Consider the following 17,153-nt stretch of genomic DNA (forward strand, 5'->3'; position numbering starts at 1 on the left):
CGGTAGGTTGAGGGGCATCAACAAAGGGTCGTAGCTCAATTGGTAGAGCACCGGTCTCCAAAACCGGCGGTTGGGGGTTCAAGTCCCTCCGGCCCTGCTACACACACCGCCAGGTGTTGTGCGCATGTGTACGTACTTCATTGCACCGCCGTGCGGCTCCACCCGGGCGCGGCACGGCCGACCCGGAATCAGGTGAGAGATCGTGACGGACGCCGTAGGCTCCATCGACATGCCTGATGCCGAAGACGCGGCCTCCGAGTCGAAGAAGAAGGCCCGTAAGGGCGGCAAGCGCGGCAAGAAGGGCCCTCTGGCCCGCCTCGCGCTCTTCTACCGCCAGATCATCGCGGAGCTCCGCAAGGTCGTCTGGCCCACTCGCAGCCAGCTGACGTCGTACACCACCGTGGTGATTGTCTTCGTCGTCATCATGATCGGCCTCGTCACCGTGATTGACTATGGCTTCCAGGAAGCAGTCAAGTACGTCTTCGGCTGACTTTTTGTTCCACCCATCTGTATCGCAGGAAGAAGCAGCCACCGTGTCTGACGCGAACCTGAACGACGCCTTCGAGTCCGAGTCCGTCGAGGACGAGCTGGACATCGTCGAGGCCGCCGACGAGGACCCGGCCGACGCTGACGCTGCAGACGACATCCTGATCGAGGCCGTCGAGGAGTCCGACGAGGACGCCGACGCCGAGATCGAGGCTGTCGAGGACGTCGACGCCGAGGACGAGGGCGACGACGAGTCCGAGGACGAGGACGTCGAGGACGCCGACACCGAGGACGAGGACGAGGACGCCGAGGAGGAGGCCGAGCCGGCCGCCCCGGTCGACCCGATCGCCGCGCTCCGCGAGGAGCTGCGCACGCTCCCCGGCGAGTGGTACGTCATCCACACCTACGCGGGCTACGAGAAGCGCGTGAAGGCCAACCTCGAGCAGCGTGCCGTCTCGCTCAACGTCGAGGACTTCATCTACCAGGCCGAGGTCCCCGAGGAAGAGATCGTCCAGATCAAGGGCGGCGAGCGGAAGAACGTCAAGCAGAACAAGCTCCCCGGCTACGTTCTCGTCCGCATGGACCTGACGAACGAGTCCTGGGGTGTCGTTCGCAACACGCCCGGCGTCACCGGCTTCGTGGGCAACGCCTACGACCCGTACCCGCTGACCCTGGACGAGATCGTCAAGATGCTCGCCCCGGAGGCCGAGGAGAAGGCCGCCCGCGAGGCCGCCGAAGCCGAGGGCAAGCCGGCTCCGGCCCGCAAGCTGGAGGTCCAGGTCCTCGACTTCGAGGTCGGCGACTCGGTCACCGTCACCGACGGTCCCTTCGCGACGCTCCAGGCCACGATCAACGAGATCAACCCGGACTCGAAGAAGGTCAAGGGCCTCGTCGAGATCTTCGGTCGCGAGACCCCGGTCGAGCTGAGCTTCGACCAGATCCAGAAGAACTGATCTCACCGTCTTCCGAGCAGGTCAGAGGGGCTCTCGCAGCCGCTCTGACCTGCTCGGTTTTTAGCCGCACGTCTATACCCGTTATCGTTGTGCGGTATGCCTGCATCCGGATGACCGGAAGGCGGGCTGAACACTCTCACTAGGACCCGGAGAGAGCAATGCCTCCCAAGAAGAAGAAGGTCACGGGGCTTATCAAGCTCCAGATCAACGCCGGTGCGGCCAACCCGGCCCCGCCGGTCGGCCCCGCGCTCGGTCAGCACGGCGTCAACATCATGGAGTTCTGCAAGGCCTACAACGCCGCGACCGAGTCGCAGCGTGGCATGGTCGTGCCGGTGGAGATCACGGTCTACGAGGACCGTTCCTTCACCTTCATCACCAAGACTCCGCCGGCCGCCAAGCTGATCCTCAAGGCCGCGGGTGTGGAGAAGGGCTCCGGCGAGCCGCACAAGACCAAGGTTGCCAAGCTCACGGCCGCCCAGGTCCGCGAGATCGCCACGGTCAAGCTCCCCGACCTCAACGCCAATGACCTGGACGCCGCGTCCAAGATCATCGCCGGCACCGCCCGTTCCATGGGCATCACGGTCGAGGGCTGATCACCCCCCCCGTTTGACCTCTAGTGGTAGGGCCGGCGCGGCCCGCACCACGACTCCACCCCTGAACCACAGGAGAAGCAGTGAAGCGCAGCAAGGCTCTCCGCTCCGCGGACGCCAAGATCGACCGCGAGCGGCTCTACGCTCCCCTCGAGGCCGTTCGCCTCGCGAAGGAGACCGCCGCCACGAAGTTCGACGGCACCGTCGAGGTCGCCTTCCGCCTGGGTGTCGACCCGCGCAAGGCCGACCAGATGGTCCGCGGCACCGTGAACCTCCCGCACGGCACCGGCAAGACCGCCCGGGTCCTGGTCTTCGCGACCGGTGACCGTGCCGAGGCCGCGATTGCCGCTGGCGCCGACATCGTCGGTTCCGACGAGCTCATCGACGAGATCTCCAAGGGCAACCGCCTGAACGAGTTCGACGCCGTTGTGGCCACCCCGGACCTCATGGGCAAGGTCGGCCGCCTCGGCCGCGTCCTCGGCCCGCGTGGTCTCATGCCGAACCCCAAGGTCGGCACCGTCACCCCCGATGTCGCGAAGGCTGTCAACGACATCAAGGGCGGCAAGATCGAGTTCCGCGTCGACAAGCACTCGAACCTGCACTTCATCATCGGCAAGGTCTCCTTCGATGACACGAAGCTGGTCGAGAACTACGCCGCGGCGCTGGAGGAGATCCTCCGTCTGAAGCCGTCCGCCGCCAAGGGCCGCTACATCAAGAAGGCCGCCCTCTCCACCACGATGGGCCCCGGCATCCCGCTGGACTCCAACCGCACCCGTAACCTCCTCGTCGAGGAGGACCCGGCCGCGGTCTGAACCTCACCGGTTCGCTGAGTGGTCAGCCGGCCCCGCACCTCTCCGGAGGTGCGGGGCCGGCTTCTTGTTACGGTTCAAGAGACCGTAAAGAAAACTGGACCAAACGGGTGGGGACGCTCATGAACAAGACCGCTTGGAAGCGCGCCGGTGTGGCCCTGACGGCCGTGGCCGTGGTGACCGGCGTCGCGGGCTGTCAGGACGGCGACGCGAAGGCCGCGCCGAAGACGAACGACCACGGTGACGTCACGAAGGTCATCACGGCCGCGTACGAGAAGACCTCGGCGGCCAAGGCGGCCAAGGTCAAGATGACGATGACCATGGAAGGCGCCGGCGCGGAGTCCGGCACCACCGAGATGACCGGCGTGCAGGGCTGGGACCCCGCCGTCATGGACTTCACCATGAAGGGCTCGGCTCTCGCGGGCGCCGGCGCGGGCGCCGGTGCGGGCGCGGACATGCCCGAGCAGATGCGCATGGTCATGCTCGACCAGGTCATGTACGTCGACATGGGGACCAAGCTGGCCTCCGAGATGGACGGCAAGCGCTGGATGAAGCTGGACCTGAAGGCCGCGGGCGAGCTCGCCGGTGACAAGGGGCTCCAGAAGCAGCTGACCGGCGGCCTGGACAACATGAACCAGGACCCGGCCCAGCAGCTCGCCCTGCTCCTCGACTCCCCGGACGTGAAGCACGTCGGAGCCGAAAAGATCAACGGCATGGAGACCCAGCACTACAAGGGCACGCTCACCCTGGAGCAGATGCTCAAGGCGAACGACACGTCCAAGCTGCTCTCCAAGGAAGACCACGCCAAGCTCGTCGAGGGCATGAAGAAGGCGGGCTTCAAGGGCTACGACACCGAGCTCTGGGTGAACGAGGACGGCTACCCGGCGCGCATGGACATCGACATGACCATGGCCGAGGGCAGGATGAAGCTGACCGCCGACTACAGCGACTACGGCACCAAGGCCGCCGTCCAGGCCCCGCCGGCCAAGGACACCCTCGACCTCTTCGAGATGCTGAAGGGCCTCGGCGGGGCGGGCACCCAGGGCTGATTTGCCCGAACCGGACACCCTCACGTACTCTTCCACAGAAGCCAAAGACCGCTGGTCGTTGCTGTGCCCCTACCGGGTGCGGTGGCCGAAGGATCCGCTGACTGCGGACGACCCGCGCAGGTGACTGTGGAAAGTTCCCGGATATTGCATCCGGTCGAGCTACGCCCCGTGCGCCTGCGCCGGGGCGTTTTGTTTGTTCAGCCCCCTTCTGAGCGGTCCTCATCACCCGGAAGGAGGCCGAAGCACTATGCCGACGCCCAACAAGGCTGCATCGGTGGCCGAGCTCAAGGACGCGTTCCAGAGCTCCAACGCCGCCGTGCTGACCGAGTACCGGGGTCTCACCGTTGCGCAGCTCAAGACGCTGCGTCGTTCGCTCGGTGAGAACGCCCAGTACGCCGTGGTGAAGAACACGCTGACCAAGATCGCGGCCAACGAGGCCGGGATCACCGCACTGGACGAGCACTTCGCTGGTCCGACCGCGGTCGCCTTCGTCACCGGTGACCCGGTGGAGTCGGCGAAGGCTCTGCGTGACTTCGCCAAGGAGAACCCGAACCTCATCATCAAGGCCGGTGTCCTTGACGGTAAGGCTCTCTCCGCCGACGACATCAAGAAGCTTGCGGACCTCGAGTCCCGCGAGGTTCTGCTCAGCAAGCTGGCCGGTGCCTTCAAGGGTAAGCAGTCTCAGGCTGCCTCGCTCTTCCAGGCGCTGCCGTCGAAGTTCGTCCGCACCGCGGAAGCGCTTCGCGTCAAGCTCGCCGAGCAGGGCGGTGCCGAGTAATTCGGCTCGCGCATTGATCCGCGCCGCCTAGTGCGCGGGTCGTAGCGGGCCGTTACGCCCGCCTTTATAGACACATCGGCACCAGCCGAATTAGTGGAAGGATCGCCCATCATGGCGAAGCTCTCTCAGGACGACCTCCTCGCCCAGTTCGAGGAGATGACCCTCATCGAGCTCTCCGAGTTCGTGAAGGCCTTCGAGGAGAAGTTCGACGTCACCGCCGCCGCGGCCGTCGCCGTTGCCGCCGGTCCGGTCTCGGGTGACGGTGGCGCTGCCGCCGCCGAGGAGCAGGACGAGTTCGACGTCATCCTCGAGGGTGCCGGCGACAAGAAGATCCAGGTCATCAAGGTCGTGCGCGAGCTCACCTCCCTGGGCCTCAAGGAGGCCAAGGACCTCGTCGACGGCACCCCGAAGCCGGTCCTCGAGAAGGTCGCGAAGGAGGCCGCTGACAAGGCCGCCGAGGCCCTCAAGGCCGCCGGTGCCTCCGTCACGGTCAAGTAAGACCGTTTCGAGTCGCTGAGTGACTCCTGCCCCCGTGTAACGCGGGGGCATCGAAAGGCGATCACCCTTCTGGGTGGTCGCCTTTCGGCGTTCCCCGGGAAGAGCGTGGCGGGGGCTCCTGTGGGCGTCCGGGGCGGAGTATGGTGATCTTCGCCGTGCGCCCCGTCGACCGGGGGGCCTTGACGAACCGCACGCAGCGCGCAATTCTCAGGACGCGTCGTCACAACGATCCGTATCCGAGGCATGGATCGACGACTGAACGGGCAGTATCGAGGTGCGCCGCACGGCGCGAGGTACCGCGGAGTTGAGAGCAACGAGGGTCGCGAAGAAGTCGCCCTGGACATCAGTGAGCCAAGTGGCTACACTGACCCTTTGCGCTGCCTGTTAGCTGCCCCCTGCCCGTCACCAGGGGCATACCTTCGCATCAGCTTCGTGGACCGACCCCATCTGACCTGGCCTTTTGGTCATATCAGGAAAAGTCTGCCGTGAAGCGTTGCTGGGGACCGGTACGCGCGTAGTGAGTCCGAGCCCTCGGAAGGACCCCCTCTTGGCCGCCTCGCGCAACGCCTCGACCAATACGAACAACGGCGCAAGCACCGCCCCGCTGCGCATCTCCTTTGCAAAGATCAAGGAGCCCCTCGAGGTTCCGAACCTCCTCGCGCTGCAGACCGAGAGCTTTGACTGGCTGCTCGGCAACGCCGCCTGGAAGGCTCGCGTCGAGGCTGCCCTTGAGTCGGGACAGGACGTCCCCACGAAGTCCGGCCTGGAGGAGATCTTCGAGGAGATCTCTCCGATCGAGGACTTCTCCGGGTCGATGTCGCTGACCTTCCGCGACCACCGCTTCGAGCCGCCGAAGAACTCGATCGACGAGTGCAAGGACCGTGACTTCACGTACGGTGCCCCGCTCTTCGTCACCGCCGAGTTCACCAACAACGAGACCGGCGAGATCAAGTCCCAGACGGTCTTCATGGGCGACTTCCCGCTCATGACCAACAAGGGCACCTTCGTCATCAACGGCACCGAGCGTGTCGTCGTGTCGCAGCTCGTCCGCTCGCCGGGTGTCTACTTCGACTCCTCGATCGACAAGACGTCCGACAAGGACATCTTCTCCGCCAAGATCATCCCGTCCCGGGGTGCCTGGCTGGAGATGGAGATCGACAAGCGCGACCTCGTCGGTGTCCGCATCGACCGCAAGCGCAAGCAGTCGGTCACCGTCCTCCTGAAGGCTCTCGGCTGGACCACCGAGCAGATCCTGCAGGAGTTCGGCGAGTACGAGTCCATGCGCGCCACCCTGGAGAAGGACCACACCCAGGGCCAGGACGACGCGCTGCTCGACATCTACCGCAAGCTGCGTCCGGGCGAGCCGCCGACCCGTGAGGCCGCTCAGACGCTGCTCGAGAACCTCTACTTCAACCCGAAGCGCTACGACCTCGCGAAGGTCGGCCGCTACAAGGTGAACAAGAAGCTCGGCGCCGACGAGCCGCTGGACGCCGGCGTGCTCACCACCGACGACGTCATCGCCACGATCAAGTACCTGGTCAAGCTCCACGCGGGCGAGACCGAGACGGTCGGCGAGAACGGCAACGAGATCGTCGTCGAGACCGACGACATCGACCACTTCGGCAACCGTCGTCTGCGCAACGTCGGCGAGCTCATCCAGAACCAGGTCCGCACGGGTCTGGCTCGTATGGAGCGCGTCGTCCGCGAGCGGATGACCACGCAGGACGTCGAGGCGATCACCCCGCAGACCCTGATCAACATCCGCCCCGTGGTGGCGTCGATCAAGGAGTTCTTCGGAACGTCGCAGCTCTCGCAGTTCATGGACCAGAACAACCCGCTCTCCGGGCTGACGCACAAGCGTCGTCTGTCCGCGCTGGGCCCGGGTGGTCTGTCCCGTGAGCGGGCCGGCTTCGAGGTCCGAGACGTGCACCCGTCCCACTACGGACGCATGTGCCCGATCGAGACCCCCGAAGGCCCGAACATCGGTCTGATCGGTTCGCTCGCCTCGTACGGCCGCGTCAACGCGTTCGGCTTCATCGAGACGCCGTACCGCAAGGTCGTCGACGGCCAGGTCACCGACGAGGTCGACTACGTCACCGCCGACGAGGAGGACCGCTTCGTCATCGCGCAGGCCAACGCCGCGCTCAACGACGAGATGCAGTTCACCGAGCCGCGCGTCCTGGTCCGCAAGCGTGGCGGCGAGGTCGACTACGTCGAGCCGTCGGACGTGGACTACATGGACGTCTCGCCGCGCCAGATGGTGTCGGTCGCGACCGCGATGATCCCCTTCCTCGAGCACGACGACGCCAACCGTGCCCTCATGGGCGCGAACATGATGCGTCAGGCGGTGCCGCTGATTAAGTCGGAGGCCCCGCTCGTCGGCACCGGCATGGAGTACCGCTGCGCCACCGACGCCGGCGACGTGCTCAAGGCCGAGAAGGACGGTGTCGTCCAGGAGCTGTCGGCCGACTACATCACGGTCGCCAACGACGACGGCACGTACATCACGTACCGCCTGCACAAGTTCTCCCGCTCCAACCAGGGCACCTCTGTCAACCAGAAGGTCGTCGTGGACGAGGGGCAGCGCGTCATCGAGGGCCAGGTCCTCGCCGACGGTCCCGCCACCGAAGACGGCGAGATGGCGCTCGGCAAGAACCTGCTCGTGGCGTTCATGCCGTGGGAGGGTCACAACTACGAGGACGCGATCATCCTGTCGCAGCGCCTCGTGCAGGACGACGTCCTCTCCTCGATCCACATCGAGGAGCACGAGGTCGACGCCCGTGACACCAAGCTCGGCCCGGAGGAGATCACCCGGGACATCCCGAACGTCTCCGAGGAGGTCCTCGCGGACCTCGACGAGCGCGGCATCATCCGTATCGGTGCCGAGGTCGTCGCCGGCGACATCCTCGTCGGCAAGGTCACGCCCAAGGGTGAGACCGAGCTGACCCCCGAGGAGCGCCTGCTCCGCGCGATCTTCGGTGAGAAGGCGCGTGAGGTCCGTGACACCTCGCTGAAGGTCCCGCACGGCGAGATCGGCAAGATCATCGGCGTCCGCGTCTTCGACCGCGAGGAGGGTGACGAGCTTCCCCCGGGCGTGAACCAGCTGGTCCGCGTCTACGTCGCCCAGAAGCGCAAGATCACCGATGGTGACAAGCTCGCCGGCCGTCACGGCAACAAGGGTGTCATCTCCAAGATCCTTCCGATCGAGGACATGCCCTTCCTCGAGGACGGCACCCCGGTCGACATCATCCTCAACCCGCTGGGTGTCCCGTCCCGAATGAACCCGGGACAGGTCCTGGAGATCCACCTCGGCTGGCTCGCCAGCCGCGGCTGGGACGTCTCCGGTCTCGCGGACGAGTGGGCGCAGCGCCTCCAGGCGATCGGCGCCGACCAGGTCGCCCCCGGCACCAACGTCGCGACCCCGGTCTTCGACGGTGCGCGTGAGGACGAGCTCGCGGGCCTGCTGAACCACACCATCCCGAACCGCGACGGAGAGCGCATGGTGCTCCCGACCGGTAAGGCGAGGCTGTTCGACGGCCGCTCCGGCGAGCCGTTCCCGGACCCGATCTCCGTCGGGTACATGTACATCCTCAAGCTCCACCACCTGGTCGACGACAAGCTGCACGCGCGTTCGACCGGTCCGTACTCGATGATCACCCAGCAGCCGCTGGGTGGTAAGGCCCAGTTCGGTGGCCAGCGCTTCGGTGAGATGGAGGTGTGGGCGCTGGAGGCATACGGCGCCGCCTACGCCCTCCAGGAGCTGCTGACGATCAAGTCCGACGACGTGACCGGCCGCGTGAAGGTCTACGAGGCCATCGTCAAGGGCGAGAACATCCCTGAGCCCGGCATCCCCGAGTCCTTCAAGGTGCTCATCAAGGAGATGCAGTCCCTGTGCCTCAACGTGGAGGTGCTGTCCTCGGACGGCATGTCCATCGAGATGCGCGACACCGACGAGGACGTCTTCCGCGCAGCGGAGGAGCTCGGCATCGACCTGTCCCGGCGCGAGCCGAGCAGCGTCGAAGAGGTCTGACGGGAGTCCGGCAGGGGGACCAGTGATGGTCCCCCCGCCGGCCCCAGGACCCCCGTATCAGACCCCACAGCCTTACAACCCTGAGAGGGATTGACGCATAGTGCTCGACGTCAACTTCTTCGACGAGCTCCGGATCGGTCTGGCCACCGCTGACGACATCCGTCAGTGGAGCCACGGCGAGGTCAAGAAGCCGGAGACCATCAACTACCGCACGCTCAAGCCCGAGAAGGACGGACTCTTCTGCGAGAAGATCTTCGGTCCGACCCGGGACTGGGAGTGCTACTGCGGCAAGTACAAGCGTGTCCGCTTCAAGGGCATCATCTGTGAGCGGTGTGGCGTCGAGGTCACCCGCGCGAAGGTGCGCCGTGAGCGGATGGGCCACATCGAGCTGGCCGCTCCCGTCACCCACATCTGGTACTTCAAGGGCGTCCCGTCGCGCCTCGGGTACCTGCTCGACCTCGCCCCGAAGGACCTCGAGAAGGTCATCTACTTCGCGGCGTACATGATCACGTTCGTCGACGACGAGCGTCGTACGCGTGACCTGCCCTCGCTTGAGGCGCACGTCTCCGTCGAGCGTCAGCAGATCGAGAACCGTCGCGACTCCGACCTGGAGGCCCGCGCCAAGAAGCTCGAGAACGACCTCGCCGAGCTCGAGGCCGAGGGTGCCAAGGCCGACGTGCGCCGCAAGGTGCGCGAGGGTGCCGAGCGCGAGATGAAGCAGCTGCGCGACCGTGCGCAGCGCGAGATCGACCGTCTGGACGAGGTCTGGTCCCGCTTCAAGAACCTCAAGGTCCAGGACCTGGAGGGCGACGAGCTCCTCTACCGCGAGCTGCGTGACCGCTTCGGCACGTACTTCGACGGCTCGATGGGTGCCGCGGCGCTGCAGAAGCGCCTGGAGTCCTTCGACCTCGAGGAGGAGGCCGAGCGCCTCCGCGAGATCATCCGTACCGGCAAGGGCCAGAAGAAGACCCGTGCGCTCAAGCGCCTCAAGGTCGTCTCCGCGTTCCTGCAGACCGCGAACAGCCCCAAGGGCATGGTTCTCGACTGCGTCCCGGTCATCCCGCCGGACCTGCGTCCGATGGTGCAGCTGGACGGTGGCCGCTTCGCGACCTCCGACCTGAACGACCTGTACCGCCGCGTGATCAACCGCAACAACCGTCTGAAGCGTCTGCTCGACCTCGGTGCCCCCGAGATCATCGTGAACAACGAGAAGCGGATGCTCCAGGAGGCGGTCGACGCCCTCTTCGACAACGGCCGTCGTGGTCGCCCGGTCACGGGCCCCGGCAACCGTCCGCTGAAGTCCCTCAGCGACATGCTGAAGGGCAAGCAGGGTCGATTCCGTCAGAACCTGCTCGGCAAGCGTGTGGACTACTCCGCGCGTTCCGTCATCGTCGTCGGTCCGCAGCTGAAGCTGCACCAGTGTGGTCTCCCGAAGGCCATGGCGCTGGAGCTCTTCAAGCCGTTCGTGATGAAGCGCCTGGTCGACCTGAACCACGCGCAGAACATCAAGAGCGCCAAGCGGATGGTCGAGCGCGGCCGCACGGTCGTGTACGACGTCCTCGAAGAGGTCATCGCCGAGCACCCGGTTCTGCTGAACCGTGCGCCCACGCTGCACCGCCTCGGCATCCAGGCCTTCGAGCCTCAGCTCGTCGAGGGCAAGGCCATCCAGATCCACCCGCTCGTCTGCACCGCGTTCAACGCGGACTTCGACGGTGACCAGATGGCCGTCCACCTGCCGCTCTCCGCGGAGGCGCAGGCCGAGGCCCGCATCCTGATGCTGTCCTCGAACAACATCCTCAAGCCGGCCGACGGCCGCCCGGTCACGATGCCGACCCAGGACATGGTCCTCGGTCTGTTCTTCCTGACCACGGACGGCGAGCTCCGTGACACCAAGGGCGAGGGCCGCGCGTTCGGCTCCACGGCCGAGGCGATCATGGCGTTCGACGCGGGCGAGCTCGCTCTCCAGTCGGAGATCGACATCCGCTTCCCCGTCGGCACCGTCGCTCCGCGCGGCTGGGTTCCCCCGGTCGCCGAGGAGGGTGACGACCACGTCGCCGCCGAGTGGCAGCAGGGTGACACCTTCCGTCTGCGGACGACCCTGGGTCGCGCGCTCTTCAACGAGCTGCTGCCCGAGGACTACCCGTTCGTCGACTACTCCGTCGGCAAGAAGCAGCTCTCCGAGATCGTCAACGACCTCGCCGAGCGCTACCCCAAGGTCATCGTGGCGGCGACGCTCGACAACCTGAAGGCGGCGGGCTTCTACTGGGCGACCCGTTCCGGCGTCACCGTGGCCATCTCCGACGTCGTCGTTCCCGAGGCGAAGAAGGAGATCGTCAAGGGCTACGAGGCGCAGGACGAGAAGGTCCAGAAGCAGTACGAGCGCGGCCTGATCACCAAGGAAGAGCGCACGCAGGAGCTCATCGCGATCTGGACCAAGGCGACCAACGAGGTTGCCGAGGCGATGAACGCGAACTTCCCCAAGACGAACCCCATCTTCATGATGGTTGACTCGGGTGCCCGAGGAAACATGATGCAGATGCGTCAGATCGCCGGTATGCGTGGTCTGGTGTCGAACGCCAAGAACGAGACGATCCCGCGTCCCATCAAGGCGTCGTTCCGCGAGGGCCTCACCGTCCTCGAGTACTTCATCTCCACGCACGGTGCCCGTAAGGGTCTGGCTGACACCGCCCTGCGTACCGCCGACTCGGGTTACCTGACCCGTCGTCTGGTGGACGTCTCGCAGGACGTCATCATCCGCGAGGAGGACTGTGGCACCGAGCGCGGTCTGAAGCTGCGGATCGCGGCCAAGGACGAGGCCGGTGTCCTGCGGAAGACGGACGACGTCGAGACCTCCGTGTACGCGCGGATGCTCGCCGAGGACGTCGTCGTCGACGGCAAGGTCATCGCGCCTGCCAACGTCGACCTGGGTGACGTGCTCATCGACGCCCTCGTCGCCGCGGGCGTCGAGGAGGTCAAGACCCGCTCGGTCCTGACCTGTGAGTCGGCCGTCGGTACCTGTGCGTTCTGCTACGGCCGTTCGCTCGCCACCGGCAAGCTGGTCGACATCGGTGAGGCGGTCGGCATCATCGCCGCCCAGTCCATCGGTGAGCCCGGTACCCAGCTGACGATGCGTACCTTCCACACCGGTGGTGTGGCCGGTGACGACATCACCCAGGGTCTGCCGCGTGTCGTCGAGCTCTTCGAGGCGCGTCAGCCCAAGGGTGTCGCCCCGATCTCGGAGGCGGCCGGCCGCGTCCGTATCGAGGAGACCGAGAAGACCAAGAAGATCGTCGTCACCCCGGACGACGGCACCGACGAGACGGCGTTCCCGATCTCGAAGCGTGCCCGTCTGCTCGTGGGCGAGGGCGACCACGTCGAGGTCGGCCAGAAGCTCACCGTCGGTGCGACCAACCCGCACGACGTGCTGCGCATCCTCGGTCAGCGTGCGGTCCAGGTCCACCTGGTCGCCGAGGTCCAGAAGGTCTACAACTCGCAGGGCGTGTCGATCCACGACAAGCACATCGAGATCATCATCCGGCAGATGCTCCGCCGCGTGACGATCATCGAGTCCGGCGACGCGGAGCTGCTGCCGGGCGAGCTCGTCGAGCGCTCGAAGTTCGAGACCGAGAACCGTCGTGTGGTCACCGAGGGCGGTCACCCCGCCTCCGGCCGTCCGCAGCTGATGGGTATCACCAAGGCCTCGCTCGCCACCGAGTCGTGGCTGTCGGCGGCGTCCTTCCAGGAGACGACCCGGGTTCTGACCGACGCGGCGATCAACGCCAAGTCGGACTCCCTGGTCGGCCTCAAGGAGAACGTCATCATCGGTAAGCTCATCCCGGCCGGTACGGGCCTCGCCCGCTACCGCAACATCCGGGTCGAGCCGACCGAAGAGGCCAAGGCCGCGATGTACTCGGCCGTCGGCTACGACGACATCGACTACTCGCCGTTCGGCTCGGGCTCCGGTCAGGCCGTTCCGCTGGAGGACTACGACTACGGTCCGTACAACCAGTAAGTAGTGGTGCGAAGGGCGGTCACCCCGGTTTTCCGGGGTGGCCGCCCTTCGGCGTTTCCGGCGTGCCCCGTGTCAGCGGGCGGTGATCTCCCACACCGCGACGAGGGCGCCGGCGCTCGTGGCGAGGGCGGCGATGCTGGCGAGGGGCCAGCGGTTGCGTTCCAGGGCGTCGAGGCGGGCCTCGTGGTCGGCGAGCTGCTTGTCGGTCTGGTCGCTGCGCTGCACGAGCAGCGCGAGCGAGCCGTCGACGCGGGCGAAGCCGGCTTCGAGGGTGCCGCGGAGCCGTTCCAGTTCGAGGGCGACGGCGACGGGGTCGTTCGGGTCAGGCTCGGTCATCGGCACCACTGCCCTCGGTCGGCCGCAGCCAGGACGGCAGCAGCCGCTGGAAGACGTCGAGGGCCATCACGCGGGCCAGTCCGCCGGCGACGGCCAGCGCCCCCGCGACCCAGGGAAGGGTCGCGGGGACGCCGGAGGCGTCGACGATCGCGGGCAGGACGACGGCGATGCCGACGGCGGACTGGAGGACGGTGCGGGCCGTGCGCTTGGCGGCATCGGACATCGGTCTGCTCCTCGGGGTCACTTGGCGGACGGCGTGTACGGGACCTTCAGCGCGTTCCAGGAGGCGGCGCCCGGCATCCCGTCGGCGTCCGAGCCCCGGAAGCCGAGCTTGTGCTGCCACTTGGCGTAGCTGCGGCGGTCGGCCTCGCTCCAGCGGGGGCCGGGGCCGACCCCGTACGCGGAACATCCCTCGGCGACGAGGCGGCGGCCCATCGCGGTGATGACCGGGGAGCTCGTCTCCGTACGGAAGAACGAGGCGCCCGGGAAGGGGTGGAGGCGGGGGGTGGCCGGCTTGGCGCCGGCCGGGGGCTTTGCGCCGGCCGGGGCCTTGCCGAGCCGGGCCTGGACGCGGTCGCGCATCGTCGGCATGGCGAAGCCCTTGGGGTCGCTCTTCCAGTCGGACCACTCCAGGTGGCCGATGACCGACCTGGCGCCCCAGCCGTGGGCCCGGCAGAGGGCGGCGGAGACCCGTTCGATCGCGTCGAGCTGGGCGGCCGGCCAGGGGTCGGTGCCGTTGCCGAGGTTGACGCACTCGAAGCCGTAGAAGCGGGAGTTGCCGTCCACGGCGTTCGGGCTGCCCTGGTGGGCGCGGGGGACCGGCGGCCGGTCCCCGTACGTCTCGGTGATCACGGCCTGGAGGACGGACGGGTCGCCGCCTCCGGCGTGGTTGGCGCGGCCGTTGGCGACGAGGTGGACGGTGCCGTCCTTGGCGATGACGCCGTGGCAGAGCGGGCCGGGGAGGCCGTCGTACCCGTTGAAGCAGAGCTCGACGGAGGAGGCGGTGCCGGTGGAGACGGTGTGGTGGATCATCACGCCGGTCACCGGGCCCCAGGCGCCGGCCTGGTTCCGGTTGTGCGTGCGCCAGCCGGGATGTTCGACGACGGTGACGCCTTCGGCGCGGAGCGCGGCGAGGAGCCGGTCCGCGGGGAGGGGAGTGGCCATGTGGTGTCCTCCTGAACCGATCAGGTCCTGACATCAGGTCCTGACATGAAGAAGGCCCGCGCTCGGGCGGGCGTACGTGCGGGGAGGGGGGAGGGGGGAGGAGGGGGCGAGTGGCGGTTACGGGACCGGGGTCGCGTCCGCCTCTTCCTTGCCCGGCTCGGGGGTCGGCGTCGGGGTCGGCTCGGGAGTCGGCTCAGGGTTCGGGTTCGGGTTCGGGGTCGGCTCCGGCTCCGGGGCCGGCGGCGCCCAGGTCGCGCACAGTGCCGCGTACGCCGCCCGGCGCTCCTCGAAGTCGGCGAGCGCGGCGGCCACGGCCTCCGGCACGGCCGTCCGGTTCGGCGCCACCGGTACGCCCCCCTGCGCGTTGAGGACGACGACGCCGTTGCCGCGCAGCGCGGAGCCGGCCGTGCCGGCCTCGCCGAGCTGGGCCGTCACGAAGACCTGCGGGTACTCGCCGGTGACGGAGTCCACTTGGAGGGCGCCGCCGAGGGCGGAGTCGTAGATGCGGATGTCGAGGGTGTGGCCGCCCTCGGTGACGGTGGCGCGGCCGGCGTAGTCGATGGCCACGCCCCAGGGCTGGTTCGGGTCGATGTTCATGCGGGGGTCCTCTCTGGGCGGGGGCGGTTCAGCTCTGGGTGCCGTACATCAGCACCGGCTTCGCGTAGACGGTGCCGGAGGCGCTCGTGACCCGGGCCTGGACCTCGACCCTGACCGTGGTGCCGAAGCGCGCGCTGATGTCGGCGAGGATCGGGCCGGTGGCGTCGAACTGGTTGCCGGCGGTGACGACCGGGCCGAACTGGTTCGTGCCCTCGACGAGGACCTTCACCTCGCCGGTCGCGCCCGAGCTGACCCGGGTCTCCATGATCAGCCGCATCTGCGGCTGGAAGACCGGGTTGTGGGAGCGGGCGATCGTCGTCCAGGTGTTGACGGTGCTGGTCGCCGGCCAGTTCGCGGAGGCGAGGTCCTGCGGCGGCAGCATCGCGAGCCACGGCCGGGCGATGCCGCCCTTGACGATGTCGTCGGAGAAGATCTCGTGGGCGTACGCGTCGTAGAGCCGCAGGACCTGCTTGGCGGTGTCGGTGCCGACGCCGTTGAAGAGCGCGACGGCGAGCTCACCGGTCTGGCGGCGCAGGGCCACTCCGTACTCGGTCTTCTCGGGGTCCTCGTACCACTTGCCCACCTGGAGCACGGTGTTGCCGTTCGGCAGCTTCACGTTGAAGGCGCCGTCGGTGACCTCGTTGAGCGCGGGACGGGTGTTGACCGCGGTGGACAGCGCCTGGATCCGGCGTTCCATCTGGGTGAGCCGGTCGATGATGTCCTCGGGCAGCTGGGGCATCAGGCCTCCTCAAGGTAGAGATCGGCGGTGTCCGGACGGCCGCGCTCCGGCGGCTTGACCTTGACGCCGATGATCCGGAACCGGGCGTCGAGACCGGTCGGGTGCCATTCGTCGGTGATACGGATGCGGGTGGTGCGCCCGAGGAGGGTCGGCGGCACGACCCCGCCGAGGCGGATGCTGATCTCGGGGATGACGACGGCGCCGGCGGACTGGACCAGCTCGGAGGCCGCCAGTTTCTCCAGGGTGGCCTGGCTGGTGACCTCGTTGTGGTCGGAGGACAGGTCGATCCGCGGCCAGCCCGCGTCGAGCAGCGGCGATTCCTTCTCCGCCGAGGTCAGCGGCCGGGACTCGGCGGCGGCGTTGCTGTTGATCGACGCGCCGCGGGCCAGGGCGGTGGTGCCGCCGCGGGTGGCGTCGCGCGGGAACGAGTACGACAGGATCGCGCCGGGCCGGTCGAGGATCAGGTCGGTCTCGCCGGTCCGGATCCGCGGGGATCCGAGCCGCAGCTGCCGGACCCGCCGGAGGGTGACGGGGTCCCGGTAGACCATGATCTGGTGCTCGAAGCCGGAGTCGGTGCCGGCGTCGACGCGGGCGAGCTGTTCGAGGGCCTCCGAGTAGAGGGTCTCGTCGCCCTTGCGCCAGCTCGCGGTGCGCGTGACGGCCGAGGTCTCGGAGCCGTATCCGACGCGGATGTCGCCGCCCTCGGCCTTCTGGAGTTCCTTCCAGAGGGTCCGCGCGATCTCCAGCTGGTCGGTGGGCGCGGTGACGGAGATGTTCGTGCGGATGCGGCGGCGGGCCGCGTACGAGTCGAAGGTGGCCGCCTGGATGGACAGGGTCAGGACCCCGCGCCCGCTGCTCTGGAGCGTGCTGGTCCAGACGATGCCGCCCCACCACAGGTCGCCGCCGCGCTCCAGGTAGACCGCGGTGCGGCCCTCCTCGATCTGGCGGACGCGGGCGGCCATCGCCTTGTCGGGGATGGGGATGGTGCCGGAGAGGGAGCCGGCCTTGCCGATGTAGTCGTCGATCTGGACGTCCCGCAGGGGCAGGATGTCGATCGTCTGGTCGGTGAGCAGGTCGCAGAAGATCGCCCGGTAGGGAGTGTCGAGTGTCAT

At 67.5% G+C, this 17,153-nt stretch carries 15 protein-coding genes and 1 tRNA gene; 10 read left to right on the forward strand and 6 right to left on the reverse strand.

Going from position 1 to position 17,153, the window contains the following annotated elements; genetic code table 11:
- The first annotated feature begins 24 nt into the window (after positions 1-24).
- The 10 genes from ACFC0Z_RS31690 (at position 25) to ACFC0Z_RS31735 (ending at position 13,205) form a co-directional block, all read left to right on the forward strand.
- Positions 25-97, forward strand: a tRNA-Trp gene (locus ACFC0Z_RS31690).
- 105 nt (positions 98-202) lie between these two features.
- Positions 203-490, forward strand: coding sequence for a preprotein translocase subunit SecE (gene secE / locus ACFC0Z_RS31695; RefSeq protein ID WP_376445303.1), 288 nt, complete (start codon positions 203-205; stop codon positions 488-490).
- 43 nt (positions 491-533) lie between these two features.
- Positions 534-1,439, forward strand: coding sequence for a transcription termination/antitermination protein NusG (gene nusG, locus ACFC0Z_RS31700; RefSeq protein ID WP_376445305.1), 906 nt, complete (start codon positions 534-536; stop codon positions 1,437-1,439).
- A 158-nt stretch (positions 1,440-1,597) separates the two neighbouring features.
- Positions 1,598-2,032: a 50S ribosomal protein L11 gene (gene rplK / locus ACFC0Z_RS31705; protein ID WP_137993976.1), complete on the forward strand. Its 435-nt coding sequence runs from the start codon at positions 1,598-1,600 to the stop codon at positions 2,030-2,032.
- An 80-nt stretch (positions 2,033-2,112) separates the two neighbouring features.
- Positions 2,113-2,841: a 50S ribosomal protein L1 gene (rplA, locus tag ACFC0Z_RS31710; RefSeq protein ID WP_189800408.1), complete on the forward strand. Its 729-nt coding sequence runs from the start codon at positions 2,113-2,115 to the stop codon at positions 2,839-2,841.
- A 119-nt stretch (positions 2,842-2,960) separates the two neighbouring features.
- The gene (locus ACFC0Z_RS31715) at positions 2,961-3,887 is read left to right on the forward strand and encodes a hypothetical protein (RefSeq protein WP_376445309.1); all 927 of its coding nucleotides are present in this window, start codon (positions 2,961-2,963) and stop codon (positions 3,885-3,887) included.
- Between the two features lie 247 nt (positions 3,888-4,134).
- Positions 4,135-4,665 (forward strand): 50S ribosomal protein L10, encoded by a 531-nt coding sequence (gene rplJ, locus ACFC0Z_RS31720; RefSeq protein ID WP_030687887.1) that lies wholly within the window; start codon positions 4,135-4,137, stop codon positions 4,663-4,665.
- A gap of 111 nt (positions 4,666-4,776) precedes the next feature.
- Positions 4,777-5,163, forward strand: coding sequence for a 50S ribosomal protein L7/L12 (gene rplL, locus ACFC0Z_RS31725; RefSeq protein ID WP_376445312.1), 387 nt, complete (start codon positions 4,777-4,779; stop codon positions 5,161-5,163).
- A gap of 547 nt (positions 5,164-5,710) precedes the next feature.
- On the forward strand, positions 5,711-9,193 hold the full coding sequence (gene rpoB, locus ACFC0Z_RS31730) for a DNA-directed RNA polymerase subunit beta (RefSeq protein WP_376445315.1): 3,483 nt from the start codon (positions 5,711-5,713) through the stop codon (positions 9,191-9,193).
- 100 nt (positions 9,194-9,293) lie between these two features.
- Positions 9,294-13,205 (forward strand): DNA-directed RNA polymerase subunit beta', encoded by a 3,912-nt coding sequence (locus tag ACFC0Z_RS31735; RefSeq protein WP_376445318.1) that lies wholly within the window; start codon positions 9,294-9,296, stop codon positions 13,203-13,205.
- 72 nt (positions 13,206-13,277) lie between these two features.
- Here the strand turns inward: ACFC0Z_RS31735 and ACFC0Z_RS31740 are convergent, their stop codons facing one another.
- From ACFC0Z_RS31740 to ACFC0Z_RS31765, 6 genes are all read right to left on the reverse strand, one after another.
- The gene (locus ACFC0Z_RS31740; RefSeq protein WP_376445321.1) at positions 13,278-13,541 is read right to left on the reverse strand and encodes a hypothetical protein; all 264 of its coding nucleotides are present in this window, start codon (positions 13,539-13,541) and stop codon (positions 13,278-13,280) included.
- The gene (locus ACFC0Z_RS31745) at positions 13,528-13,764 is read right to left on the reverse strand and encodes a hypothetical protein (protein ID WP_376445323.1); all 237 of its coding nucleotides are present in this window, start codon (positions 13,762-13,764) and stop codon (positions 13,528-13,530) included. The genes ACFC0Z_RS31740 and ACFC0Z_RS31745 overlap by 14 nt, the downstream gene beginning before the upstream one ends.
- 17 nt (positions 13,765-13,781) lie before the next feature.
- A complete protein-coding gene (locus tag ACFC0Z_RS31750; RefSeq protein ID WP_376445326.1) occupies positions 13,782-14,705 on the reverse strand; it encodes a peptidoglycan-binding protein in 924 nt (307 codons plus the stop codon).
- Between the two features lie 117 nt (positions 14,706-14,822).
- A complete protein-coding gene (locus ACFC0Z_RS31755) occupies positions 14,823-15,302 on the reverse strand; it encodes an ATP-binding protein (protein WP_376445329.1) in 480 nt (159 codons plus the stop codon).
- 28 nt (positions 15,303-15,330) lie between these two features.
- Complete coding sequence (locus ACFC0Z_RS31760) at positions 15,331-16,041, reverse strand: hypothetical protein (protein WP_376445330.1); 711 nt, start codon at positions 16,039-16,041, stop codon at positions 15,331-15,333.
- Positions 16,041-17,153 (reverse strand): hypothetical protein, encoded by a 1,113-nt coding sequence (locus tag ACFC0Z_RS31765; RefSeq protein WP_376445332.1) that lies wholly within the window; start codon positions 17,151-17,153, stop codon positions 16,041-16,043. Before ACFC0Z_RS31765 ends, ACFC0Z_RS31760 begins: the two co-directional genes overlap by 1 nt.

The sequence above is a fragment of the Streptomyces sp. NPDC056144 genome (genome assembly GCF_042264145.1).
In the GTDB taxonomy this organism is placed as follows: Bacteria; Actinomycetota; Actinomycetes; order Streptomycetales; family Streptomycetaceae; genus Streptomyces.